3 protein-coding genes are annotated in these 2709 nt (G+C 74.8%); 1 reads left to right on the forward strand and 2 read right to left on the reverse strand.

The window, feature by feature from the left end; all coding sequences use genetic code 11:
• Window positions 1-419: carbohydrate-binding protein (locus ABZ641_RS32160; protein WP_359987548.1), on the forward strand; the 419-nt coding region annotated here is incomplete at its 5' end.
• A gap of 121 nt (window positions 420-540) precedes the next feature.
• Here ABZ641_RS32160 and ABZ641_RS32165 read toward each other — a convergent pair.
• Together ABZ641_RS32165 and ABZ641_RS32170 are read right to left on the reverse strand one after the other, a co-directional pair.
• Window positions 541-1389, reverse strand: coding sequence for a PaaX family transcriptional regulator C-terminal domain-containing protein (locus ABZ641_RS32165; RefSeq protein WP_344627208.1), 849 nt, complete (start codon window positions 1387-1389; stop codon window positions 541-543).
• Window positions 1390-1522: 133 nt separating this feature from the next.
• Window positions 1523-2422, reverse strand: a complete 900-nt coding sequence (locus tag ABZ641_RS32170; RefSeq protein WP_344627207.1) for a fumarylacetoacetate hydrolase family protein — start codon at window positions 2420-2422, stop codon at window positions 1523-1525.
• Window positions 2423-2709: the final 287 nt, after the last annotated feature.

The raw sequence follows: 2709 nt of genomic DNA on the forward strand, positions 1-2709 counted from the left end.
GCGGCGGCGGGGCCAGCGCCTTCTCCACCATCCAGGCCGAGGCGTTCAACGCCCAGTCGGGCACCCGGACGGAGGCCTGCTCGGACACCGGCGGCGGCTCCGACGTGGGCAACCTCGGCAACGGCGACTGGCTGAAGTTCAACGCCGTCAACTTCGGTACGGCCGGGGCGACCCGCTTCAGCGCGCGGGTGGCGTCCGGCGCGGCCGCCGGGGTGAGCGGACTGGTGCAGGTCCGGCTCGGCAGTCCCACCGCCACGCCGGTCGGCAACTTCGCGATCGCCAACACCGGCGGCTGGCAGACCTGGCGGACCGTCCCGGCCGACATCGCCCGGACCACCGGGACACACGACGTCTACGTGACCTTCGACAGCGGCCAGCCCGCCGACTTCGTCAACCTCAACTGGTTCACCTTCGCGTAACCCCCGAGGTCGTCGCGTGCGGTCCCGGCGGGCAGGCCGGGGGCCGCACACCCGTTCCGCCGCAGGGCCGCCGGGGAGGCACACGGCCGCCGGGGATCCGCAGGGCCGCCGGTCCCGCGCCCTACCGCTCGTCGTGGATCACCGCGAGGGCGTGCTCGCGGGCCCGGGCGCCCAGGGTGGCGTTGAGCGCGCTGAAGAGTTCGCCCGCACCGACGCCGTTCCAGCCCGGCGGGAGCAGCGACAGCGGCAGGCCCGGGTCCCGGTAGGGCAGCCGGCGCCACTGGGTGAGCATCGGCACGTACACCCGGAAGGCCTCCTGCGGGGACACCCCGGCCGTCTCCGTCCGCTCCAGCACCGGGCGGTAGCGGCGCAGGAAGTCCGCGTACAGCGCGGTGAGTTCGTCGAGGTCCCACCAGCGGCGGACCTTGGAGCGCAGGTCGCCGAAGGCGAGGTGCTCGCCGGTGAAGAGGTCGACGTACCCGGCGAGCCCGAGGCGTTCCAAGGTCCGGCGGGTCTCGGCCGCGAGGTTGCCCGGGGCGATCCAGGCGCCGGGCGCGGCGGTGCCGAAGCCGAGCCTGGTCAGTGCGGCCCGCAGCTCGTGCCGCTTCTGCCGCTCGGACTCGGGGACGGAGAAGACCACGACGATCCAGCCGTCCTCGGCGACGGCGCGGACCCGTTCGAAGATCCGGACGTCGCCCTCCGCGAGCGTCTCCAGCACGGGCGCGGCGAGCGAGTAGCCGGCCGCGCCGTCGTGGCGGGCGCTCTCCAGGAGGCCCCGCCGCTTGAGCCGGGAGACCGAGGAGCGGACGGCCGGCGGCTCGACCCCGAGGTCGCCCATCAGCCGGACCACCGAGGCGACCGAGAGCCAGTTCTGCTCGCCGCGGGCGTACAGCCCGAACGCGGTGATGATCAGCGGTCCGTGCCGCGTGTCGCGGCCGGCCGCCGGGGACTCCTCGGGCCCGGCCGTCACAGCTGTGTTCTCCTCGCCTCGGGCCGGTGCCGTCCGTCGTGCCCGTCGGCGGGCAGCCTACCGCCTCGCCGCGGTGCATGATCGCGGCGTTCCGCGCGGCCGCCGCCCGGTGCCGGGCGGCGGCAGGCCGGGCTCAGACCAGGGATGTCGCCACCACCCGGTTGCGCAGTTCGCCGAGGCCGCCGACGCGGGTGACGACGAGGTCGCCGTGACCGAGGAAGACCTGCGGGTCGCGGGCGCTGCCGATGCCGCTCGGGGTGCCGGTGAGCAGGACGTCCCCGGCGCGCAGGGTCATGCCCCGGCTGAGTTCGGCGATCAGCCGGGCGAACGGGAAGGCCATCTGCGCGCTGGAGGCGTTCTGCCTCAGGACGCCGTTCACCTCGCACTGCACCTGCAGGTCGGCGGGGTCGGCGATCTCGTCGGCGGTGGTGAGCCAGGGGCCGAGCGGCATGGTGGCGTCGATGCTCTTGCCCTTGAGCCACTGGCCGCCGTGCGCCCGCTGCAGGTCGCGCTGGGAGACGTCGTTGGCGACCAGGTAGCCGAGGACGTGCTGCAACGCCTCGGCCTCGGGGATGGACCGGCCGTCGCGGCCGATGACGAGGGCGATCTCGGCCTCGTAGTCCCACTGGGCGGAGAGGTCCGGGTCGTAGGCGATGTCGTCGGCCGGGCCGATGACGGTGTCCGGGCCCTTGGTGAAGAAGGTGGGCCGGGTCGGCCGCTCGGCCGGGTCCTGGCCGCCGCGTTTGCCGACCGACTCCTCGAAGTGGTCCTGGTAGTTCCAGCCGGTGCAGAGGATGTCCCGGTTGAACCGCTGCAGGGGCGGCTCCAGCCGGACGCCGTCGAGCGGCAGCACGTCGGGGCCGGCGAGGGCCGCCTCGGCCGCCTCACGGGCGGCGTCCAGGGCGGCGGGGCCGCCGCGGACGAGGTCGTCGACGGTTCCCAGCGAGGCGGGCAGCGCCGCCACCGCCGTCCCCGTCCGGTCGACGGCCGCGGCGCGCCGGGCGCCCCCGACGGTGAACGATGCGAGTCTCATGCCTGCCCTTCGTGAGGATCCGTGCCGGTCGTCAGAGAATGTCGATGCGGTGGGGCGCGTACCTCTCCGGGCCGCCCCCGGCCCGCACGGTGGCCCGCATCCGAATCGCGCGGTTCCCCGCGCCCCATGAGGCATCCGTGCGCTGCGAGGACACGCCCCTGAGGCGACCGCCCGAGCGCCTGCGAGGTCGGCCCCTAGGAGCTGTCTTCAAGGGGCGCTCGGGTGGTCGATCCAGGGGCGCTGGGGGCACCTCCCGGCCGAAGGCTGGGGGCGGAACTGCGCAATTC

This window comes from Kitasatospora sp. NPDC007106, assembly GCF_040634455.1.
Taxonomy (GTDB): Bacteria; Actinomycetota; Actinomycetes; order Streptomycetales; family Streptomycetaceae; genus Kitasatospora; species Kitasatospora arboriphila.

Excerpts from the sequence above, each read along its gene's own strand:
- ABZ641_RS32170 (WP_344627207.1), bottom strand. The coding sequence starts at position 2,422 with ATGAGACTCGCATCGTTCACCGTCGGGGGCGCCCGGCGCGCCGCGGCC.